Source organism: Magnetospirillum sp. ME-1 (assembly GCF_002105535.1).
In the GTDB taxonomy this organism is placed as follows: Bacteria; Pseudomonadota; Alphaproteobacteria; order Rhodospirillales; family Magnetospirillaceae; genus Phaeospirillum.
In genome coordinates, this window is sequence record NZ_CP015848.1 from 2,930,573 (window position 1) to 2,946,558 (window position 15,986).

At 67.6% G+C, this 15,986-nt stretch carries 17 protein-coding genes; 11 read left to right on the forward strand and 6 right to left on the reverse strand.

Going from position 1 to position 15,986, the window contains the following annotated elements; all coding sequences use genetic code 11:
• The first annotated feature begins 1 nt into the window (after nucleotide 1).
• The 9 genes from ligK (at nucleotide 2) to pobA (ending at nucleotide 8,213) form a co-directional block, all read left to right on the forward strand.
• Nucleotides 2–691, forward strand: a complete 690-nt coding sequence (gene ligK / locus WV31_RS13835; RefSeq protein ID WP_085374120.1) for a 4-carboxy-4-hydroxy-2-oxoadipate aldolase/oxaloacetate decarboxylase — start codon at nucleotides 2–4, stop codon at nucleotides 689–691.
• Complete coding sequence (locus tag WV31_RS13840) at nucleotides 681–1,595, forward strand: DUF1932 domain-containing protein (protein ID WP_085374121.1); 915 nt, start codon at nucleotides 681–683, stop codon at nucleotides 1,593–1,595. The genes ligK and WV31_RS13840 overlap by 11 nt, the downstream gene beginning before the upstream one ends.
• Nucleotides 1,592–2,503, forward strand: coding sequence for an amidohydrolase family protein (locus WV31_RS13845; protein ID WP_085374122.1), 912 nt, complete (start codon nucleotides 1,592–1,594; stop codon nucleotides 2,501–2,503). The genes WV31_RS13840 and WV31_RS13845 overlap by 4 nt, the downstream gene beginning before the upstream one ends.
• A 2-nt stretch (nucleotides 2,504–2,505) precedes the next feature.
• The gene (ligA, locus tag WV31_RS13850) at nucleotides 2,506–3,756 is read left to right on the forward strand and encodes a protocatechuate 4,5-dioxygenase subunit alpha (protein WP_085374123.1); all 1,251 of its coding nucleotides are present in this window, start codon (nucleotides 2,506–2,508) and stop codon (nucleotides 3,754–3,756) included.
• Entirely contained in the window at nucleotides 3,753–4,706 is a 954-nt protein-coding gene (locus tag WV31_RS13855) for a Gfo/Idh/MocA family oxidoreductase (protein WP_085374124.1), read from the forward strand. Before ligA ends, WV31_RS13855 begins: the two co-directional genes overlap by 4 nt.
• A gap of 7 nt (nucleotides 4,707–4,713) precedes the next feature.
• Nucleotides 4,714–5,703: an aldo/keto reductase gene (locus WV31_RS13860; RefSeq protein WP_085374125.1), complete on the forward strand. Its 990-nt coding sequence runs from the start codon at nucleotides 4,714–4,716 to the stop codon at nucleotides 5,701–5,703.
• Between the two features lie 17 nt (nucleotides 5,704–5,720).
• Nucleotides 5,721–6,074 (forward strand): protocatechuate 4,5-dioxygenase subunit alpha, encoded by a 354-nt coding sequence (locus tag WV31_RS13865; protein ID WP_085374126.1) that lies wholly within the window; start codon nucleotides 5,721–5,723, stop codon nucleotides 6,072–6,074.
• Between the two features lie 2 nt (nucleotides 6,075–6,076).
• Nucleotides 6,077–6,916: a class III extradiol dioxygenase family protein gene (locus WV31_RS13870; RefSeq protein WP_085374127.1), complete on the forward strand. Its 840-nt coding sequence runs from the start codon at nucleotides 6,077–6,079 to the stop codon at nucleotides 6,914–6,916.
• Between the two features lie 121 nt (nucleotides 6,917–7,037).
• Nucleotides 7,038–8,213 carry a 4-hydroxybenzoate 3-monooxygenase gene (pobA, locus tag WV31_RS13875; protein ID WP_085374128.1) on the forward strand — a complete coding sequence of 392 codons (1,176 nt, stop codon included), beginning with the start codon at nucleotides 7,038–7,040 and terminating at the stop codon, nucleotides 8,211–8,213.
• Here pobA and WV31_RS13880 read toward each other — a convergent pair.
• The 4 genes from WV31_RS13880 to WV31_RS13895 form a co-directional block, all read right to left on the reverse strand.
• Nucleotides 8,186–9,001, reverse strand: a complete 816-nt coding sequence (locus tag WV31_RS13880; protein ID WP_085374129.1) for a phosphatase PAP2 family protein — start codon at nucleotides 8,999–9,001, stop codon at nucleotides 8,186–8,188. The two genes, pobA and WV31_RS13880, sit on opposite strands and share 28 nt — an antisense overlap.
• Nucleotides 8,998–10,641, reverse strand: coding sequence for an ArnT family glycosyltransferase (locus WV31_RS13885; protein WP_085374130.1), 1,644 nt, complete (start codon nucleotides 10,639–10,641; stop codon nucleotides 8,998–9,000). Before WV31_RS13885 ends, WV31_RS13880 begins: the two co-directional genes overlap by 4 nt.
• 71 nt (nucleotides 10,642–10,712) lie before the next feature.
• Nucleotides 10,713–11,756 carry a glycosyltransferase family 4 protein gene (locus tag WV31_RS13890; protein ID WP_085374131.1) on the reverse strand — a complete coding sequence of 348 codons (1,044 nt, stop codon included), beginning with the start codon at nucleotides 11,754–11,756 and terminating at the stop codon, nucleotides 10,713–10,715.
• Nucleotides 11,684–12,520: a UDP-2,3-diacylglucosamine diphosphatase gene (locus WV31_RS13895; protein WP_085374132.1), complete on the reverse strand. Its 837-nt coding sequence runs from the start codon at nucleotides 12,518–12,520 to the stop codon at nucleotides 11,684–11,686. The genes WV31_RS13890 and WV31_RS13895 overlap by 73 nt, the downstream gene beginning before the upstream one ends.
• A 171-nt stretch (nucleotides 12,521–12,691) precedes the next feature.
• Here WV31_RS13895 and WV31_RS13900 point away from each other — a divergent pair, with 171 nt between their 5' ends.
• Nucleotides 12,692–13,624: a diacylglycerol/lipid kinase family protein gene (locus tag WV31_RS13900; protein WP_085374133.1), complete on the forward strand. Its 933-nt coding sequence runs from the start codon at nucleotides 12,692–12,694 to the stop codon at nucleotides 13,622–13,624.
• 99 nt (nucleotides 13,625–13,723) lie between these two features.
• Here the strand turns inward: WV31_RS13900 and WV31_RS13905 are convergent, their stop codons facing one another.
• Nucleotides 13,724–14,089 (reverse strand): hypothetical protein, encoded by a 366-nt coding sequence (locus WV31_RS13905; protein ID WP_085374134.1) that lies wholly within the window; start codon nucleotides 14,087–14,089, stop codon nucleotides 13,724–13,726.
• An 81-nt stretch (nucleotides 14,090–14,170) separates the two neighbouring features.
• Between WV31_RS13905 and WV31_RS13910 the strand changes: the two genes are divergently transcribed.
• The gene (locus tag WV31_RS13910; RefSeq protein ID WP_085374135.1) at nucleotides 14,171–15,769 is read left to right on the forward strand and encodes a SagB/ThcOx family dehydrogenase; all 1,599 of its coding nucleotides are present in this window, start codon (nucleotides 14,171–14,173) and stop codon (nucleotides 15,767–15,769) included.
• Here WV31_RS13910 and WV31_RS13915 read toward each other — a convergent pair.
• Complete coding sequence (locus tag WV31_RS13915) at nucleotides 15,744–15,932, reverse strand: hypothetical protein (protein ID WP_085374136.1); 189 nt, start codon at nucleotides 15,930–15,932, stop codon at nucleotides 15,744–15,746. The genes WV31_RS13910 and WV31_RS13915 overlap by 26 nt on opposite strands.
• Nucleotides 15,933–15,986: the final 54 nt, after the last annotated feature.

Consider the following 15,986-nt stretch of genomic DNA (forward strand, 5'->3'; position numbering starts at 1 on the left):
CATGTCGATGAATAATCTGGGCATCGTGAAGCGCAACATCGTCCGCGCCGACAAGGCCGCCGTGGACAAGCTCGCCAAGTTCGGCGTCGCCACCATCCACGAGGCCATGGGCCGGGTCGGGCTGATGAAGCCCTCCATGCGCCCCATCTACACCGGCGCGCATTTGTGCGGCACGGCGGTGACCGTGCTGCTGCATCCCGGCGACAACTGGATGATGCATGTGGTGGCCGAACAGATTCAGCCCGGCGACGTGGTGGTCGCCGCCATCACCGCCGATTGCACCGACGGCTTCTTCGGCGATTTGCTGGCCACTTCGTTCCGGGCGCGCGGCGCCGTCGGTCTGGTGATCGACGCCGGCGTGCGCGACGTGAAGGACCTGACGGCCATGAACTTCCCCGTCTTCTCCAAGGCCATCAGCGCCAAGGGCACCATCAAGGCGACGCTGGGATCGGTGAACATCCCCGTCATCTGCGCCGGGGCAAGCGTCAATCCCGGCGACGTGGTCGTCGCCGACGACGACGGCGTGGTGGTGGTCCCGGCCGCCATCGCGCAAGCCGCCGCCGACGCGGCCCAGGCCCGCGAGGACAACGAGGCGGCCAAGCGCGCCCGCCTCGCCGCCGGCGAGCTGGGCCTCGACATGTACAAGATGCGCGAGGCCCTGGAAAAGGCGGGCCTCAAATATGTCGACTGATCTCTCCATCGGCCTGATCGGCTATGGCGAGGTGGGTCGTATCCTCGCCGAGGACCTGCGGGCCCAGGGCGTACGGGTGCTGGCCTGCGACATCAAGCTGGGCACGCCGGCCGAGGACGAATTGCGCGAGCACGCCGCCCGCTTCGGGGTGGTGCTGGTGAAGGATCACGCCGTGCTAGCGGCATCTGTCACCCTGGTGATCTCGGCGGTGACCGCGTCCCAGGCGGTGCCGGTGGCGGCGGCCTGCGCGCCGGGGCTGCGGGCCCAGACGTGGTTCCTGGATTTCAACTCGGCCTCGCCCAAGGCCAAGATCGAGGCGGCGGGGCTGGTCACTGCTGCTGGCGGCCGCTTCGTCGAGGGCGCGGTGATGACCTCGGTGCCGCCTTATCGCATCAAGGTGCCGCTGCTGCTGGGTGGTCCCGAGGCGGGCGGGCTGGAGCCGCTGCTGAACGGCCTGGGCTTCGTGCCCAAGGTGGCGTCGGACCGGTTGGGCGTGGCGTCCGCCACCAAGATGTGCCGCAGCGTGATGATCAAGGGCCTGGAGGCCATGGTGATCGAAAGCTTCACCGCCGCCAGGGCCTATGGCGTCGAGGACGCGGTGATCGCTTCGCTGGAGGAAACCTTCCCCGGCATGGAGTGGGAAAAGCTGGGCGCCTATTTCTTCCAGCGGGTGATCCGGCACGGACGCCGCCGCGCCGAGGAAGTGCGCGAAGTGGCCAAGACGGTGCGCGAAGCCGGGCTCGACCCCTTTTCCGCCGCCGGCACCGCCGAGCGCCAGGCCTGGGTGGCCGATCTGGCCGATGAGGGGGAGTTCGGGCCCAAATCCGCCGCCGGTTTCGCCAAGTCGGGCGACTGGCGCATGGAAGCCGACCGCATCCTTGCATTGCAGAAGGACAAGCCATGACCTTCGAAAAGACTCCCGGCTGGCTCGACTGGTATGCCGGTCCGTCCAAGCCCGCCTTCCAGGTGCCCCCCGGCGCGGTGGACGCCCATTGCCACGTCTTCGGCCCCGGCCACCTGTTTCCCTTCGCGCCCGAGCGCAAGTACACCCCCTGCGACGCCTCCAAGGACCAGCTGTTCGCCCTGCGCGACCACCTGGGCTTCGCCCGCAACGTGGTGGTCCAGGCCACCTGCCACGGCGCCGACAACCGCGCCATGGTCGATGCGCTCAAAGCGTCCCAGGGCAAGGCGCGGGGAATCGCCACGGTGAAGCGCTCGGTCACCGATGCCGAACTGGCCGAGATGCACGAAGCCGGGGTGCGGGGCGTGCGCTTCAACTTCGTGCGTCGGCTGGTGGACTTCACGCCCAGGGACGAGTTGATGGAGATCGCGTCGCGCATCGCGCCGCTGGGCTGGCACGTGGTGATCTATTTCGAGGCGGTGGACCTGCCCGAGCTCATGGACTTCTTCACGGCTCTCCCAACCACCGTGGTGGTTGACCACATGGGCCGCCCCGACGTGACCAAGCCGGTGGACGGGCCGGAATTCGCGCTGTTCCTGAAGTTCATGCGCGAGCATGCCAATGTGTGGAGCAAGGTCAGCTGCCCCGAGCGCCTGTCGGTGACGGGCCCGCGCGCTTTAAACGGCGAGCGCGTCGCCTACCGCGACGTGGTGCCCTTCGCCCGTACAGTGGTGGAGGAGTTCCCCGACCGGGTGCTGTGGGGCACTGACTGGCCGCACCCGAACCTCAAGGACCACATGCCCGACGACGGGCTGCTGGTGGACTTCATCCCCCATATGGCGCCCACGCCCGAGCTTCAGAGGAAGCTGCTGGTGGACAATCCCATGCGCCTGTACTGGCCGGAGGAGTGATCATGGCGCTCGACAAGCCCTATCTCGACATTCCCGGCACCACCATCTTCGACGCCGACCAGTCGCGCCGGGGCTATCACCTCAATCAGTTCTGCATGTCGCTGATGAGGCCTGAGAACCGCGCCCGCTTTCTGGCGGACGAGCGCGCCTATCTCGACGAATGGCCCATGGACGAGGAGCAGAAGCAGGCGGTACTGGCCCGCGACCTGAACCGCTGCATCGCCTTGGGCGGCAACATCTACTTCCTGGCCAAGATCGGCGCCACCGACGGCAAATCGTTCCAGCAGATGGCCGGTTCCATGACCGGCATGAGCGAGGAGGAATACCGCGCCATGATGCTGGCCGGCGGGCGCTCCATCGAGGGCAACCGCTCGGCCGGCGTGGAGATCGCCGCCCCGCAGCCGGGCAAGGCCCGGGTCACCGCCAGCGTCTACACCTCGCACGTGCCAGCCATCGGCGCGGCGCTGGACCAGGGCAAGGCGGGCGAGCCCTACTGGCAGCCCCTGTTCGCCGGCTATGAGCCCTCCAAGCGATGGATGGCCGACAACACGCCCGACGTCATCGTCCTGGTCTACAACGACCACGCCACCGCCTTCAGCCTGGAGATGATCCCCACCTTCGCCATCGGCTGCGCTGACCATTTCCAGCCCGCCGACGAGGGTTGGGGCAAGCGGCCGGTGCCGGTGGTGAAGGGCCATCCCGAGCTGGCCGCCCACATCGCCCAGTCGGTGATCCAGGACGATTTCGACCTCACCATCGTCAATCGCATGGACGTGGACCACGGCCTGACCGTGCCGCTGTCGCTGATGTTCGGCCAACCCGAAGCCTGGCCCTGTCCCGTCATCCCCGTCGCCGTCAACGTGGTGCAGTACCCGGTGCCGTCGGGGCGGCGCTGCCTCGCCTTGGGCCGCGCCATCCGCAAGGCCATCGAAAGCTTCGACCGGCCCTTGAACGTGCAGGTCTGGGGCACCGGCGGCATGAGCCACCAGTTGCAGGGCCCCCGCGCCGGCCTGATCAACAAGGAGTTCGACAACGCCTTCCTCGACCGCCTGATCGCCGACCCCGAAGCCCAGGCCCAGGTGCCGCACATGGATTATGTGCGCGAAGCAGGCTCCGAGGGCATCGAACTGGTCATGTGGCTGATCGCGCGCGGCGCCATGGCCGAGGGTGCCACGCCGAAGCTCGTCCACCGTTTCTACCACGTGCCGGCCAGCAACACCGCCGTCGGCCATCTGATCCTGGAGAACCCATGAGCAAGCCCGTCAACATCGCCTTGGTCGGTGCCGGCGCCTTCGGCATCAAGCATCTGGATGCGCTGAAGGTCATCGACGGCGCCAATGTCGTCTCGCTGGTCAGCCGGGCCGAAGATAAGCCCGAGGAGATCGCCGCCAAATACGGCATCACCCATGTGGCCCACGATCTGGCCCAATCCCTGGCTTTGCCCGAGGTGGACGCGGTGATCCTGACCACGCCCACCCAACTGCATGCCTCCCAGGCCATGTCCTGCCTCAAGGCCGGCAAGCATGTGATGGTGGAGATCCCCCTGGCCGACAACCTGGCCGACGCCGAAGCGGTGGTGGCGCTGCAGAAGAAGACCGGAAAGGTGGCCATGTGCGGCCACACGCGGCGCTTCAATCCCAGCCACCAGTGGGTCCACAACAAGATCAAGGCGGGCGAGTTCGCCATCCAGCAGATGGACGTGCAGACCTACTTCTTCCGCCGCACCAACATCAACGCGCTCGGCCAGCCCCGGTGCTGGACCGACCACCTGCTGTGGCACCACGCCGCCCACACCGTGGATTTGTTCGCCTACCAGACCGGGGGCGAGATCGTCGCCGCCAATGCCGTCCAGGGCCCCATCCACCCGCAACTGGGCATCGCCATGGACATGTCCATCCAGTTGAAGAGCAGTACCGGGGCCATCTGCACCCTGTCGCTGTCGTTCAACAACGACGGGCCGCTGGGCACCTTCTTCCGCTACATCGGCGACACGGGCACCTATATCGCGCGCTACGACGATCTGGTGGACGGCAAGGACAAGGCCATCGACGTCACCAAGGTGGACGTCTCCATGAACGGCATCGAGCTGCAGGACCGCGAATTCCTGGCCGCCATCCGCGAGGGGCGCGAGCCCAACGCCAGCGTGGCGGGGGTTTTGCCCTGCTACCGCACGCTCCACGCCCTCGAGCAGCAGCTGAAGTAGGCCCATCATGGAACAGCGCCGCGTCGGCCCCTTCACCGTTTCCGCCCTGGCCCTTGGCTGCATGAATCTCAGCCATGCCTACGGCACGCCGCCCGCCAAGGAGGATGCGGTGGCGCTGCTGCATCGGGCGCTCGATTCCGGCGTGGATTTCTTCGACACGGCGGCGCTCTACGGCTTCGGTGCCAACGAAAGCCTGGTGGGACCGGTGCTGGCGCCCCATCGTCACCGCATCACGCTGGCCAGCAAGTGCGGCATGTTCGGCGTGGACGGCAAGCGCGTTATCGACGGCAGCCCGGCCGCCATCCGCCGCACCTGCGAGGAAAGCCTGAAGCGCCTGGGGACCGAAATCATCGACCTCTATTACCTGCACCGCCTGGACCCCAAGGTGGCCATCGAGGACAGCGTCGGGGCCATGGCCGAGCTGGTGCGGCAGGGCAAGGTCCGCGCGCTCGGCCTGTCCGAGGTCTCTGCCGCCACCCTCCGCCGCGCCCACGCAATCCATCCCATCGCCGCCGTGCAGAGCGAATATTCGCTGTGGACCCGCAATCCCGAGATCGCCGTTCTGGAGACCTGCCGCGCGCTGGGCATCGGTTTCGTCGCCTTCAGCCCGCTGGCGCGGGCCTTCCTCACGGGCAAGCTGACCGATCCGGCGACGCAGTTGGAGACCAAGGACATCCGCCGCCAGATGCCGCGCTTCGACCCGGAACCCTACGCCGCCAATCTGCGTCTGCTGGACGGCTACAAGGCCATCGCGGCGGAAGTGGGCTGCACCCCCGCCCAGTTGGCCCTGGCCTGGGTCCTGGCCCGGGGCGAGCACGTCGTCGCCCTGTTCGGCACCAAGTCCGCCGCCCATCTCGACGAGGATCTGGGCGCCGACGGCATCCACCTGCCCCCGGACGTCATCGCCCGGCTGGACCGGCTCATCAACCAGAACACGGTAACCGGGACCCGCTACAACGCGGTAACCCAGGCCGATATCGACACCGAAGAGTTCTAGAGAGGGAACCAACGACAATGAGCGCCAAGACCAAACGGGTGATCCCCGGAACGACCATCTTCGACGGCGACATGGCCCGCAAAGGCTATGCGCTGAACAAGATGTGCTTTTCCTTCAATTCCGAACGCAACCGCCAGGAATTCCTGAAAGACCCCGCCGCCTATTGCGACAAGTTCAGCCTGAACGACGAGCAGAAGAAGGCGGTTCTCAGCCTGCAGGTGCTCGACATGCTGGCGGCGGGGGGCAACGCCTATTTCATCGCCAAGCTGGGCGGCATCTACAAGCTGGACATGCAGGACGTCGGCGCGCAGCAGACCGGCATGACCAAGGAAGAGTTCCAGGCGAAGCTGGTCGCCGCGGGGAGGGATTAGCAATGGCCAAGATCGTCGGCGGCATCAACGTCACCCATGTGCCCTATCTGGGCCGCGCCATCGCGGGCAATTTGCAGCAGGAGCCCTATTGGAAGCCCTTCTTCGATGGCTTCCCGCCGGTCCAGGCCTGGCTCGATACGGTCAAGCCGGACGTGGCGGTGGTGGTCTACAACGACCACGGCCTGAACTTCTTCCTCGACAAGATGCCCACCTTCGCCATCGGCGCGGCGCCTGAATACAACAACGCCGACGAGGGCTGGGGCATTCCCACCGTGGCCCCCTTCGCCGGCGACGTGGACCTCTCGTGGCATCTGGTGGACAGCCTGATCGAGGCGGAATTCGACCTCACCACCTGCCAGGAAATGCTGGTGGATCACGCCTTCACCCTGCCCATCGAGATGCTGTGGCCGGGGCGTGGGCCGAAGACCATCCGCACCGTGCCCATCTGCCAGAACACCGTGCAGTTCCCGCTGCCCAGCCCCAAGCGCTGCCTGGCCTTCGGCCGCGCCATCGGCAAGGCCATCGAGGCGTGGGAGTCCGACGCCCGCGTGGTGGTGCTGGGCACCGGCGGATTGTCGCACCAGCTGGACGGCAAGCGGGCCGGCTTCATCAACAAGGCGTTCGACCTGGAATTCATGGACAAGCTGGTCACCGATCCCGACTGGATCAGCCGGTATTCCGTCACCGACATCGTCGAGCTGACCGGCACCCAGGGCGTCGAGCTGCTCAACTGGGTCACCTGCCGCGGCGCGCTGGGCGACAAGGTCAGGACCATCCACACCAACTACCACATCCCTATCTCCAACACCGCCGCCGGCCTGCTGGCCATGGAGACGGCGTAGGGACGGATTGTCACCCTGAGGCGGAGCCGAAGGGTCTTTCAGGCGGGAACGGTTGTCGCGTCAGGCTGAAAGAAAGATCCTTCGCTGCGCTCAGGATGACAGGTCAACGGGAGGAGCGAACATGAGAGTCCAAGTCGCCATCATCGGGGCCGGCCCGTCCGGTCTCATCCTCGGCCAGCTGCTGGCCAAGGCCGGTATCGACGCCATCATTCTCGAGGCCCATACCGGCGATTACGTGCTGGGCCGCATCCGGGCCGGGGTGCTGGAACAGGTCTGCGTCGATCTCCTGGACGAGGCGGGGGTGGGCGCGCGCATGCACGCCCAGGGCCTGCCCCACCACGGCATCGAGCTGCTGATCGCGGGCCAACGCCACCGCATCGACCTGCACGGCCTCACCGGCGGCAAGGAGGTGATGGTCTATGGCCAGACCGAGCTGACCCGCGACCTGATGGACGCAAGGGCGGCCGCCGGCCTGAAAACCGTCTACGAGGCCAAGGAGGTGGCGGTCCATGATTTCGACGGCGACCATCCCCGCGTCAGCTACCTCAAGGACGGGGTGCGCCACGAGATCACCTGCGACTTCATCGCCGGCTGCGACGGCTTCCACGGCGTGTGCCGGGCCAGCGTGCCTAAGGGCTCCATCCGCAATTTCGAGCGGGTCTATCCCTTCGGCTGGCTGGGCCTGCTGTCGGACACGCCGCCGGTGTGCGACGAACTGATCTACGCCAAGAGCGACAGGGGCTTCGCGTTGTGCTCCATGCGCTCGAAGACCCGCTCGCGCTATTACGTCCAGGTGCCGCTCAGCGAGAAGGTGGAGGACTGGTCCGACGAGCGGTTCTGGGACGAGCTGCGCTCGCGCCTCGACGACGAGGCCCGCGGCCGGCTGGTCACCGGCCCGTCGCTGGAAAAGAGCATCGCCCCGCTCAGGAGTTTCGTGGCCGAGCCCATGCGCTTCGGCCGCATGTTCCTGGCCGGCGACGCCGCCCACATCGTGCCGCCCACGGGGGCCAAGGGGCTTAATCTCGCCGCTTCGGACGTGCGCTATCTGGGCCACGCCCTGATCGAGTATTACGGCGGCTCATCCGAGGGCATCGACCGCTATTCCGAACGCTGCCTGCGCCGGGTGTGGAAGGCCGAGCGCTTCTCGTGGTGGATGACCAACCTTTTGCACACATTCCCCGACACGCCGCCCTTCGAGCAGCGGGCGCTGGAGGCCGAGCTGGACTACGTCGTCCACTCCCTGGCCGGGCGCACCACCATCGCGGAAAACTACGTGGGGCTGCCCTTCGAGGACTGATCCGGAAGAAGGGTCCTGTCCCGTTCGAACCGCACCCGCACGTCCATGCCGCGCCGGGTCAGCAGGGAATGGAGCGCCAGGGTGATCATGACGCCCAGCCAGGCGCCGGCCACCACGTCGGACAGGAAATGCACCGTGGTCAGCACCCGGCTCATGGCCACCAGCAGCGCCACGGTGAGGAAGGCCAGGTCGTAGCGGGGAAAGATCAGGGCCAGCGCCGTCATGGCGGCGAAAATGGCCTGGGAATGGCCCGACGGGAAGGAATTGGTGAGGTATCCCCGGGTCAGCGGCACGAAGTCGTAGACGTTGGCGTCGAACAGCATGGCCGGGCGGGTGCGCCCCACCAGCATCTTGATGATGTTGCCGGCGATGCCCGACGCCGCCATGGACAGGAACAGGAAGCCCGGAATCCAGGCGGCGCGGCGCAGGCGCTCGCGCTTTTCGCCGCTGGGCGCCGCCAGCATGGACAGGATCAGGCCCAGTGTCAGGATGCCGGAGGGAATCAGCCACACGCCGCCCAGGCCCAGATGGGTGATGGTCTTCCAGAAGCCCTCGAACTCGCCGGAGACGTGGGCCTTGAGGAAGCGGGCCAGCGGCCGGTCGAGGAGAAAATAGCCGATCACCACCACCAGGGCGCAGTAGATGGTGCCCCAGGTCCGGGGGCGGCGGGCCGTACGCGCCCATTGCCCGGCGGTGAACGAGCGGAAACCGGCCAGTTCCTCCCAGACCAGGGCGATGCGGTCGCCGCCTTTCTCCCACCAGCGGACGGCGAGGTCGAGCAGTCTCATGGTGCCTTACCCTCCACGGCATAGGCGGTGAGCGTCACCTTCCTGCCGCGCGAATAGTTGAAGCCCTTGACCACGCCCACCACCACCGGCTTGACGCCGATGCGGGCGGCGGCGGCGAAGAACGTCTCCTCCTCGCGGTCGGCCACCAGGGTCAGCGCCGCCGGGCCGTTGGTCAGGTGCCGGGCGGCATTCTCGCCGCTGGTCAGCACCGTGTCGGTGCCGAGATAGAACACCAGGCTGGGCTCGGCATAGCCGGCCACCACCACCGCGCCGCGATGGGGGCGCTCGGCCACCAGCGCGGCGGCCTGACGGCTGACGAACAGATAATCGAGGCCGGGCAGCACGCCTTCGAACACCACCTGGAAGCTGGTCACCGCCGTCAGCACCAGGGCCATCACCGCCGGGCGCATGCGCTCCCTGAACGCCAGCCAGCCGGCCGCCAGGGCGGTGCCGGCCACCAGCAGGGCGGACGGAATGCTCATCACCGGCAAGGCCGGCGCGAACTGGTGCGGCGCGATGACCACGGCCGCCGCCAGCACCAGACCGATCAGGCACCACAGCCCGTACCAGACTTTGGCCGGCTTCGACAGCAAATCGGGGGCGCGGCCCACCACGGCGACGGCCATCAGCAGCGCCAAAGCGGGGAAGGTGGGCAGCACGTAATGGGGCAGCTTGGTGGGCACGATCTCGAACATCACCCAGGCGGGAATGATCCAGGCCAGGCAGAAGCGGATCTCGGGGCGCAGCCGCACCTTCCATGCCGCGGTAAGCGAGGGCCACAGCAACAGCGAACCCGGCCACAGGATCACCGCCGCCAGGGCGAGATAGGTGCCGGGCCAGCCGCCGTGGCTTTCCTGGGCGCCCAGCAGCTTGGGCAGCAGATCACCCTTGACCGCCTCGCCGACGAAGGCCCCGCCGGTGGCGTTGGAGATGGCCACGAACCAGGGGGCGGCGATGGAGGCCGCGACGATCAGGCCCGTAAAGGGCCGCAGACCCACCAGCCACGCCCATTGCCTGTCGGCGAAGCCGAGCGCCAGGATGGTCAGGATGGAGATGGCCGGAATCACCGGCCCCTTGACCAGGATCGAGGCGCCGATGGCCACCCAGAACACCAGCGCCACCAAGGGTCCGGCCGTCGCCGCCTGTCCCCTGGCGCCGAGATAGATGCGGGCCAGCGCTCCTTGCGCCGCCACGGCACAGGCCAGCATGATGGCGTCGGTCTTGGCCTGATGGGCCTCGGACACCAGAATCAGCGACGAGGCCAGCAGGGCGGCGCCCAGCAGCGCCACCTGGCGGCCGAACAGGTATTGCCCGAAGGCGAAGGTCATCAGCACCGCCGCCCAGGCGGACAGGGCGGACGGCAGGCGATAGGGCCATACCGACGTGCTGGCCTTGTCCGAGAACAGGCTGACCGAGGCGGCCTGCAGCCAATAGGCCCCCACCGGCTTCTTGGCGCGCATCTCCTGCTGGAACTGGATGCGGACGTAATCGCCGGTCTCCAGCATCTGGCGGGTGGCCTGGATGAAGCGGGATTCGTCGCGGTCCATGGGCGGCAGCGCCACCAGACCCGGCAGATAGAGGAACACGGACAGCAGCGACAGCAGGAGATAGGGGCGGATACCGCCGGTCAGTCGTTCCACGATGGGGCGATCCGTGCAGGCTTCAAGGACCCGGCATCAAACGCCGAAGCGGCCCATTGGGTCAAGGGGCGCTATTCCGCCGCCGCCCGCCACACCCCCGTCTCGAAGGGCCGCAGATTGTCGAGGAACTGCCGGGTGCAGGCCTCCCACGAGAAGGTCAGGGCGTGGGCGCGGCACAGGGCGGGATCGACGGACATGGCCTTTCTCGCCGCCTTCTCCAGATTCTCGTCCAGCACGCCGGCGGGTGAATCGCCGATCACGTCGTTGGGGCCGGGCACCGGATAGGCCGCCACCGGCAGGCCCGACGCCAGAGCCTCCAGCAGCACCAGCCCGAAGGTGTCGGTGCGGCTTGGAAAGACGAAGACGTCGGCGGCGGCATAGTGTTGCGCCAGGTCCTCAGCCATCCGGGCTCCGGCGAAATGAACGTCGGGGAAGCGGCGCTTCATCTCGTCCCATTGCGGCCCGTCGCCCACCACCACCTTGGAGCCGGGCAGATCGAGCTTCAGGAAGGCCTCGATGTTCTTTTCCACCGCCACCCGCCCCACATACAGGAAGATGGGCCGGGCCAGATGGGCGAAGGGGCCGTCCTCGCCCCGGACTTCAGGGCGGGGTCGGAACATCTCGGTATCCACGCCCCGGGACCAGCGGCCGATATTCCTGAAGCCGCGTGCCGCCAGTTCGTTCTCGATGCCCTGGGTCGCCACCATGACCCGCGACGAGGAATCGTGGAAGCGGCGCATCACCGCATAGGACAGCGGCAGCGGCACGCCGAAGCGGGCCTTGATGTATTCCGGGAATTTGGTGTGGTAGGCGGTGGTGAAGGGAACGCCCTTCCTGCGGCACCAGCGCCTGGCCGCCCAGCCCAGCGGGCCCTCGGTGGCCACGTGGATGGCGCAGGGCTGCGCCGCCTCGATCATCTTTCCCAGCTTGGCTCCGGGCCTGATGGCCAGACGGATCTCGGGATAGGTGGGGCAGGCAAGGGTGCGGAATTTGTCGGGGGTGACCATCACCACCTCGTGGCCGCCCCGCTCCAACTCGCGCCTTAGGGTGTCGAGGGTTCGGACGACGCCGTTGACCTGAGGGAGCCAGGCATCCGTGACGACGAGTATGCGCATGTGTTTCCCTCGGCCTCCAGCCAGCGGATGATTTCCAGGGCGCCGTCGAAGCCTTCCGCCAGGGCGGTGCAGCTTTCGACCCAGTCGCCGTCGTTGCAGTAGAGAATGCCGTTCACCTCGCGCTTCTCGGCGTGGTGGATGTGGCCGCACACCACCCCGTCGGCGCCATGGCGCCGCGCTTCCTCGGCCATGGCGTCCTCGAAGCTGGCGATGTACTGCACCGCGTTCTTGACCTTGTGCTTCAGGTAGGCCGACAGCGACCAGTAGGGAAAGCCCAGCGCGCGCCGCGCCACGTTCAGCCAGTGGTTCAAGGCCAGTGCCATGGTGTAGGCGCTATCGCCCAGATGGGCCAGCCAGCGGGCGTGCTTCACCACCCCGTCGAAGGCGTCGCCGTGCAGCACCAGCAGCCGCCGGCCATCGGCGGTCTCGTGCAGGATGGTGGTGGCGACGGCGATGTCGCCGAACAGCAGGCCGTGATAGTCGCGGGCGAATTCATCGTGGTTGCCGGGCACGAACACCACCCGGGTGCCCTTGCGCGCCTTGCGCAGCAGCTTCTGGACCACGTCGTTGTGGCTTTGCGGCCAGTACCACGAACGCCGGAGCCGCCAGCCGTCGATGATGTCGCCGACCAGATACAGGGTCTCGCACTCGGTGCTTTTGAGGAAATCCAGCAGGTCGTCGGCCTTGCAGCCGCGAGTGCCCAGATGAATGTCGGAAATCCAGATGGTCCTGTAACGCCTCTTGGTGTCGAGACTGGCGTTCATCGGGCAAGCATCCGATATCAATTCAGAACGATATTTCCTTCTCTCATAGCTCAAATATTTTTAATGTTCACATGCATTATGGTTGCAGTTTCTTTATTTCATCAAAGTGAAGCCTTTGCGTCATAAATAATTCATCATGATTTGTCTGGCTTCGCGCTATACACGGCGTCCATGACAGTCGATCAAGCCGCCTGCCTGACCGTTCCCGAGACGCAATCCGCCGTGGCGCCGCGTCGGGTGCTGGTGATTCACAATCCCACCGCCGGCCGCCGCCGCCGCCGCCAGCTGGAACTGGTGGTGAGCGCCATCAGCACGCTGGGGGGCCGCGTCACCTGCCGCGAGACGGCACGGCGCGGCGATGCCGAGGATTTCGCCGCCCAGGCCCGCCCCGGTGAGTTCGACGCGGTGATCGCGGCGGGCGGCGACGGCACCGTCAACGAGGTTCTGAACGGCCTGGGGGCGGGGCCGGGCGGTCTGGCCCTGGGGGTCATTCCGCTGGGCACCGCCAACGTGCTGGCCTGCGAGATCGGGCTCGATCCCGACGACGTGGAGCAGGTGGCGCGCACCGTGGCCTTTGGTCTGGCCCGGCGCATCCATGTGGGCCAGGCCAACCGGCGGCGCTTCCTGCTGATGGCCGGGGCCGGGCTCGACGCCCATGTGGTGGCGGGGGTGAGCGCCGTCCTGAAACGCCGGGCGGGCAAGCTGGCCTATGTGGTGGAAAGCCTGCGTCAGGCGGTGGGCTACGACTTTCCCAAGCTCTCCATCCGCGCCGACGGGGTGGAATACGAGGCCCGCATGGTGGTGGCCTGCAAGGGGCGCTTCTACGGCGGGCCGTTCATCGCCGCCCCCGACGCCGATCTGGCCGCTCCCACGCTGGAATTGTGCATCCTGCCCAATCCGGGCATGGCGGGGATGCTGCGCTATGGCCTCGCCCTGCCGCTGGGCAGGCTGCCCGGCCTGCCCGAGGTCCGGGTGGTGTCGGCCCGCAACATCCTGATCACCGGCCCGCGCGGCGCCCCGGTCCAGGGCGACGGCGACATCGTCGCCCGCCTGCCGGCCGAGATCTCCATCGCCGACCAGACCGTCGACCTCATCTGCCCCTAGAGGGGAGGAGTGTCATCCCGAGCGAAGTCGAGGGATCTCATCCTGGGATGGCATTTCCAGTACGGTACCAATCAAGGGCGTCGGGATGACAGGAGGGGGCTAATCCTCCAAATCGTCCTGCTCGGCGGCGTGGCGGCGCGCTTCCGCCTGGGAATGCTGGGTGGCGAATTCGCCGGCGGTGTCGAGAACCAGGATGGCCCCGGCCAGGCGTCCCCAGGCGGCGGTCTGCTCGGGGGTGCGGGGGCGAAGCTTGGCGCGCAGATCCACCAGCAGCCGCATCAGGGTGCGGCCCGGCATCAGGGCGATGGGCACGTCGGGCAGGGCGGCGATGCCGAACGCCGCCTGCACCGCTTCCAGCCCGGCGCGGATATAGTCCTGGTCGCTTTGGTCCAGCGGCAGGATATGGTTGGGCGTCTTGCGCACCAGCCGTTCGCCGGCGAGATCGGTGGGACGGGTCGTGGACATGGACGTCTTTGCAGCAATGGGGGTGATGCGGCCTGTCTGTCTTCCAATATATGGTGCGCGAGGCAACGGGGAAAGACGGGGATGGAAGAACCTTTAGACCGCATCGCCGCCTATCATGCGCGCACCAAGCATTCCAGCCGGCGCTATGCCCGCGGCCCCGGTTTCCTCGACTGGGAGACCCAGCCCGATCCCTTCCGCGCCTTCGCCGGGGCACGGCGGGTGCCCCTGCCGCTCCGCCTCGAAGCCGAAACCCCGCCCTTCGGCCGGCTGGAAGGGCGGGCGCCCGCGCCGCTTGATGCCCAGGGGCTGGGGCTGTTCCTGGAACTGGCGCTCGGCCTGTCGGCTTGGAAGGAAGTGGGCGAGGCCCGCTGGGCGTTGCGCAACAATCCCAGCAGCGGCAACCTTCATCCCACCGAGGGCTGGGTGATCCTGCCGCCGCTCGACGGCATCGGTGCGGGTCCCAGCCTCTACCACTACGCCCCCTTCCATCACGGGCTGGAGGAGCGCTGCCGACTGGACGCAATGCCCGCCGAGTTGCCGCCGGGCGCCTTCCTGTTCGCCCTGTCGTCCATTCCCTGGCGGGAATCATGGAAGTACGGCGAGCGGGCCTTCCGCTATTGCCAGCACGATTGCGGCCACGCCCTGGCCGCCGCCGCCTATGCGTGCGCCTGCCTGGGCTGGCATCTCCGCGCTCTGACCGCGCCCGGCGACGAAGAGCTGGCGGCGCTGCTGGGCCTCGACCGGCCCGATTCGTGCCGTCGCTTCGAGCCCGAGCACCCCGACCTGATCGCCGTGGTTTCGCCCGCTCCGCTGCCCGAGCCTGTCTTAAGGCCGGTGACGGGCGAGTGGGCGGGCGAGGCCAATGCCCTGTCCCCCGACCATGTGGTGTGGGAGGTGATCGGCCGCGCCCTGGCGCTCACCGAGAAGCCCGCCACCGCGCCCCGGCCCCCGCCGCCCTCACTGGCCATGCCGCCCCTGGCCGCCAGTCCGGAGCCCGCCGCCGTCCTCATCCGGCGCCGGCGCAGTGCCCAGGCCATGGACGGGGTCACCGGCATGGGCCGCGACGCCTTTATCCGCCTGCTGGCCGCCACCCTGCCCGACCAGGAAAAGGTGCCGTGGCGCTCCTGGCCGTGGCCGGCGCGGGTGAGCCTGATGCTGTTCGTCCATCGGGTGGAGGGGCTGAAGCCCGGCCTCTATGCCCTGGTGCGCGACGGGCAGGCGCCGGACCGCCTGCGGGCCGATTGCAACCCCCGATTCGCCTGGGAAAGGGTGACGGACGAGGTGCCCCTCTATCGTCTGGCCGAGGGCGACCTCACCTGGGACGCCACCCAGGTGTCGTGCACCCAGGCCATCGCCGGACGCAGCGCCTTCTCGCTGGGCATGCTGGCCGATTTCGACCGCACCCTGGCGGAAGAAGGGCAATGGGCCTATCGCCGCCTGTTCTGGGAGGCCGGGATGATCGGCCAGGTGCTCTACCTGGAAGCCACGGCGTCGGGGCTGTCGGGCACCGGCATCGGCTGCTACCACGACGACGAGGTCCACGATTTGCTGGGCCTGCCCCCCGGCGGCGGCCCCTGGCAGTCGCTTTACCACTTCACCGTGGGCGGCGCGGTTGAGGATACGCGCATCGCCACCCGTCCGGCCTATGGCCACCTCAATCCGGCAGGGTCTCCACCCTGACCCAATCGCCGCCGCCCAGTTGGGCGCGCATTCGGGCTGCATCCTCGCAATCGGTGACGAAGGCCAGGATGGCCGAGCGGGCGCATTCCACCGGGTCGCGGCCCAACTGGCGGGCGGCGGTATAAAGGCGTTGGGCGAGGTCGGGATCGAGGTCGATGCGCATGACGGCGTTGCTCCGGTGCAAACCCCTTGATTCTTGCACCAAGTAGGGCGAAAA